Genomic DNA, 5,956 nt, shown 5'->3' on the forward strand with positions numbered 1-5,956 from the left:
CGAGCTATTCTCTAACGCCATCGAGGCCGCGCTCGCCGACTTTCGCTCCCAATCGTTCGGCTCGCCGCTGATCCCGGACTGGCGCCGGGTCGAGGTGGCGATGGATGGCGTTACCCGGGAGCTGCTCGAGGCGTACGAGAAGTCCTGACCGGGCTGGCCCTAAGTGGTCGAGTTCGTAAGTACGGCCACGCACCGAATGCGGCCGTATTTCCGGATTCGACCACTAAGCTAAACCCTGCGACGTTTCCCGGGATCGAAGGTCCATCGAAGTGCATGGCGACCGGGAAACCCAGGAAAGGAGGAGGCGATGAATCCCAGACCGATCCGCTGGATCGCGCCGGGTCTGCTCTCGCTGGCCGGCATCGCTGCGTTCGCCGGGGGGTGGGCGACCATCACGGTGGAGGACCTGCCCGACTACGTCGTGGCACGCCAGCCTGTCACCCTCGCCTTTGCGGTCCGCCAGCACGGCCGCGAGTTGCTCGAGGGACTGGCGCCCAGTCTGGAAGCCAGGGCCGGCGAGCTGGAAGTCAGGGCAGCGGCCACCCCTGGGGAAGGACCTGGCCGCTACCGTGCCGTGCTGGCCCTGCCTCAGCCGGGTGACTGGACCATCACGCTCCGCAGCGGGTTCAGAAGCAGCAAGCTGGCGCTCCTGCCCCTGAAGGCGACGGAACCCGGCAGGCCTGCGCCCACCCCGCTCCCGGACACCGAGCGCGGCCATCGACTCTTCGTGGCCAAGGGCTGCCTCACGTGCCATCTGCACGCCGAGGTCAGGGGCTCCGGCGCGGTTCCGGTCGGCCCGGAGCTGACGGGCCGGCGCTACCCGGCCGACTACCTGGCGAAGTTTCTTGCCGATCCGGCCTCGGCCTCGCCGGCGAAGGGGACGGCGAAGATGCCTGACCTGGATCTCAAGCCGCGGGAGATCGCGGCTCTGGTGGCGTTCCTCAACACGGAGCGGCACGCACTGCGCTAGACTGCCGTTGCATCCCGAGGCGCTGCGTTGCTCCTCCTCGTGGAAATAGCTCTGCTATTCCTCCGTCGCCCTCACCCCACGCAACGTTACGTTGCGTGGGGACCCCGGTCGCGCCTTGCGGTTCGGGCGCAGCCGCAGTCCTGGTGCTCACCGGACTTCGGAGGCGAGCTCTCCTGACTAGTGGTCAGCCTCCCTTGCTGCAACGTATAATCTCACCGCCCGGCACACGAGAACGCGGAGTCCGTCCGGCGGATTGATGTGAATCGACAGCGCCCGCGCGCAAGGTGCCTCCTCCTGCTGCTCGCCGTTGGCGCGTGCGGCTCCCTCACGGATTCGCCGGCGCCGGCGATCCTCGAGGCGGAGCTGAGCGAGTCGGGCCCACTGGTCCGCACGCTCAGGCTGAGGCTCGAGCAGCCCGCGCCGGTGACCGTGATATACGGGACGAATGAGGGTAAAGATCTTCGCGTTCATTCCCCGGCTGCCTCGACGCACAGCATCCTGCTGGCGAGACTCCGGGCGGGCCGCACCTACGAGTACCGGGTGGCCGGCACGGCTTTGCTGGGGACCTTCCAGACCGAGAGCCTGCCCGCCGACCTGGCGCAGATCGGCTTCAAGCCGTGGGGCAGGCCCAGCGTGCCGCTCGTTCTCCTTCATCTGTTCAACGAGCAGGGGTTCCGCGGCTACGTGGCGGTGGACGCGGAGGGCGAGGTTGTGTGGTACTGGCGCACGCGCCACCTGCTGTCCAGCCATGAGCACTTGCGGCGATGGGCAGGGCGCTTTACCTTGCACCGGCTGGCGGGGGGAGGCCGCTCGCGCTCCGCGCCCATGCAACAGTCACGCAACCCAACTCGACCGCCCAACACGAACAACCCAGCCAGCTGAGCGTTGACCCCTTTTCCCGGGCAACGCCAGGCCCAGGGCCGGCATTTATCTTTGCGCCTGCCCCCCGCGCGGCTTGCCAGGCCGGCACGACGTTTTGTCTGCCTGGCCGGGTTGCTGGGCGTCGCCATCTTCGCCTGCATTGACAATCCGGACCCGCTGGGTCCGGACCGCCCGGCGGGCCCCGTTGCGCTGAAGTTCTCCGCCCGCTACGTCGGCGTTGCCGACCCGGAGGACCCGCCCATCAATCACATCCGGATCCGCGCCGTGGAAGAGGGGAGCGCCCGGGAGCTGCGCCTGATTTCCCAGGACCTGGACCCGGCCGCGACCGAATGGCAGCAGGAAATCAAATTCGACTTGCCGGGCGGCCGCGGGATCGCCATCCTGGTCTCGGTCGAACTGCTGCACAAGGACCCGGCTCTGGGCGAGAGCGGAGAGTGGAGCGCGCTCTCCAACCAGATCCGGATGTTCCCGGGGGACGTGAAGGAGATCGAGCTAATCTTCTACCGCGGCCCGCTCGCCAACCTCACCATCACTCGCCTGCGCATCAACCGCCCCATCCCGATCATCACCGAGGGGGACACGCTGCCTCTGTCGGCCACGGTGGAAGGGGCCAGCGGCAGGCCGCGCCTTTTCTGGAGGAGTCTGGACACGGCGACCGCCACCGTGAGCCGCAACACGGGCGCGGTCACGGCCAAGCTGCCGGGCTCCGCGCGCGTGGTCGTGGCCGCCGGCCCGAGGGCCGACACGGCCGTGGTGCAGGTCCGGCAGAAGATCGTGCGCATCGCGGTGAGTCCGGACACGGGGCGCGCGTCCAGCCTGGGCCAGGAGGTCACGTTCACGGCCAGGGCGTTTGATCCGCGCGGCGCCGAAGTAGGCGACGTCGCCTTCACCTGGGCCGCACCCGATTCTGCGGTCGCCGCCTCCACGGGCGGCGGGCGCTTCGTGGCGCGGGGCAATGGCCGGGCGCAAGTCCAGGCCACGGTGGACCGGGAGCCCGGCGTGGTCGGCCGCAGCCTTCTGCTCGTCGAGCAGCGGCTGGCCCGGATCGAGGTCTCGCCCGCCACCCACACCTTTACGGCGCTGGGGCAGACACAGCAGATGACGGCTACGGCTCGCGACGCGCTGGGCTCGGCCATCCCCGGCAAGTCCTTTGCCTGGAGCAGCTCCGACCCCGGCGTGGTCGACGTCAGCACGGCAGGACTGGCCACAGCGGCGGCCCAGGGCACGGCCACGATCCAGGCGAGCAGCGAAGGGCTGACGGGCGCAGCCAGCCTCGCGGTCGAGCAACGGCCGGCCAGCCTTGCCGTCGCTCCGGCCGCGCTCAGCTTCAGCTCGCTGGGGGCGACGTCGCAGCTCACGGCCACCGTGCGGGACGCGAACGGCCACGTCGCTCCGGGCGCCGCCGTGAGCTGGTCGAGTGCCAACCCGGCGATTGCCACAGTGTCCGCCACCGGGCTGGTGACGGCGGTCGCCAACGGCGCCACCGCCGTCACGGCGTCCAGTGGCAGCGCCTCGGCCAGCGCGTCCATCACCGTAGCGCAAGCCGCCAGCCGGCTGGAGAAGGCCAGCGGCGACAGCCAGTCCGCGACCGTGGGGACGACGCTCGGCGCCGAGCCGACGGTGCGGGTAACCGACACCAACGGCTACGCCGTGGCGGGCGTGAGCGTGAGCTGGGCCGTGGCCTCGGGCGGCGGCAGCGTGGCGTCGGCCACTAGCCAGACCGACGCCAGCGGCCTGGCCAGCACGGGGTGGGTGCTGGGCACGGCCGCGGGGGCGCAGACGCTCACCGCCTCCGTCCAGGGAGTGGGCAGCGTCACCTTCAGCGCTACAGCGCTGGCGGGCGCGGCCGCCACCGTCGAGAAGGTGGCAGGCGACGGCCAGACGGCCATCGTGGCGACCGCCGTGGCCGTCGCCCCGAAGGTCCGGGTCCTGGACAGCAACGGCAACCCCGTCACCGGCGCCACGGTGACGTTCGCAGTGGCCAGCGGCGGCGGCAGTGTGACAGGCGCCACGCAGGCCACGGGGAATGATGGTACCGCTGCGGTTGGAAGCTGGACGCTGGGCACCACCGTCGGGACCAACACGCTGATCGCGTCCGCGAGCGGCGCCAGCAGTGTAACCTTCAGTGCCACGGGCACGCCCGGCGCCGCCTCGGCGGCTACCTCCACGGTCGGCGTCAACCCCAGCACCATCGGGGCCGATGGTACGAGCACGGCCACCATCACCGTCCAGCTCAAGGACGCTTATGGCAACAACCTGACCTCGAGCGGCGGGACGGTGACCGTCGCCTCGACGCTGGGGACGGTTTCCGCGGTGACGGACAACGGCAACGGCAGCTACACCGCCACCCTGACGGCCGGCACCACCGGCGGCACAGCGCGAGTGACGGCCGGGCTGGACGGCGCGAACCTGGCCTCCGAGGCCACCGTCACCTTCACTCCGGCCACCACCACGCGCCTCGTGGTCAGCGGGCCGGGCAGCGTGAGCGCCGGCTGGAGCGCAACGGTCACGATCACGGCCGCCGATCCCGGCGGGAACGCGGTCACGAGCTACGCCGGCACGAAATCGATCACCTTCAGCGGCGCCTCCTCGGCGGGCAGCTACACCCCCGCTGCCGAGACCAGCACCGGGACGCCCGTGAGCTTCGGGAACCCGACGTCGCTGGTCTTCACCAACGGAGTGGCCACCACGCGGCTGTGGCTCTACAAGGCCGAGACCGCCGTGATCGCCGCGACCGATGGCACACTCTCCGCCACCGGCTCCGACCGGCTGACCATCACCGTGCTGCCTGCAAACCTGGCCAGCTTCTCCCTCACGCTGAACGCCTCCCAAACCAATGGCGTCAGCTTCACGGGAACCAATACGCTGACGGCGCTGGACGGCTACGGCAACACCGTGACCACGTTCGACGCCGCGGTCGAGATCGTCACCATCACCACTTCACTGAGCGGCACGGTGAGCGGCCTGGGCTCCGCCGGCAACGCCGTCCTGAACCGGTCGTCCGACTTCAGCAGCGGGGTGGCCGACCTGACCGGCAAGCTCACGTACACCGGTAACGTAGGCACCGGCACGTTCACCGCTACGACGGCCAACGGTCAATTCGGCGCCTCGGGGAACGTCACGGTCCAGGCGGGCGCGGCCAACCGCGTTACCCTGAGCGGCCCTGCCTCCGTGACCGCCGGCTCCGTGAGCAGCGCGCTCACGCTCACCGCCAAGGACGTCAGCCACAACGTGTCCACGGTGAGCCAGACCACAGTCTTCAACCTGAGCACCAGCTCGACCGGCAGCGCCGCCTTTTACTCCGACGCCGGCGGAACGGTGGCCATCACGCAGGTGACCATTGCCGCCGGCAGCTCGAGCGCGACCTTCTACTACAAGGACCTGCTGGCCGGTTCGGCGACCCTCACGGCCTCCTTAGCCAGCGGCATGTCGATCGGCAACGCGAGCTACCAGCTCACGGTGAATCCCGGCTCGGCTACGCAGGTGACGCTGCGCGGCCCGACCTCGGTGACCGCGGGCTCGGTCACCACTGCGCTGACCATCACGGCAAAGGATGCCAGCGGCAACCCGGGCGCGGTGACCTCCGCGACCACCTTCAACCTGAGCTCGAACTCGACCGGCACGACCACGTTCTACTCGGATGGCGCGGGAACCACGGCGATCTCGCAGGCAACCATGGCAGCGGGCGACTCGACCGCGACCCTCTACTACAAGGACCTGAAGGCGGGCACGCCCACTGTCACGGTGACGCGGGTGAGCGGGATGTCCGTTGGCAGTGCCACGGTTCAGTTCACGGTGAGCGCTGGCTCCTTCACCAAGTTGCAGATCCTGCTGCCGGGCGAGACCGCCGCGGCGGGCACGTCGACGGGCAAGACCGGAAGTCCCAGCAGCATCATCGCAGGAACGGCCATGACCGCCACCGTCAACGCGGTGGACGCGAACTGGAACCTGGTGAACACCGTGACCGACGTGGTCGCCATCACCTCCAGCGACGGCGCCGCCACTCTGCCGGCCAGCGCGAATCTCGTGGCGGGCACTAAGAACTTCTCGGTCACGCTCCAGACCGCCGGCTCCCAATCGGTCACGGCCAGCGACGTCACGGAC

The 5,956-nt window shown here is 69.7% G+C and carries 4 protein-coding genes; all 4 read left to right on the forward strand.

Going from position 1 to position 5,956, the window contains the following annotated elements; translation table 11 throughout:
• The coding region (locus HY703_02035) for a glucosyl-3-phosphoglycerate synthase (GenBank protein ID MBI4543958.1) at positions 1–148 on the forward strand (148 nt) is incomplete at its 5' end.
• Positions 149–307: 159 nt separating this feature from the next.
• Entirely contained in the window at positions 308–970 is a 663-nt protein-coding gene (locus HY703_02040) for a cytochrome c (GenBank protein ID MBI4543959.1), read from the forward strand.
• Positions 971–1,228: 258 nt separating this feature from the next.
• Positions 1,229–1,852: a hypothetical protein gene (locus HY703_02045; GenBank protein MBI4543960.1), complete on the forward strand. Its 624-nt coding sequence runs from the start codon at positions 1,229–1,231 to the stop codon at positions 1,850–1,852.
• 51 nt (positions 1,853–1,903) lie between these two features.
• On the forward strand, positions 1,904–5,956 hold a 4,053-nt coding region (locus HY703_02050; GenBank protein MBI4543961.1), incomplete at its 3' end, for an Ig-like domain-containing protein.

This window comes from Gemmatimonadota bacterium, from assembly GCA_016209965.1.
Classification (GTDB): Bacteria; Gemmatimonadota; Gemmatimonadetes; order Longimicrobiales; family RSA9; genus JACQVE01.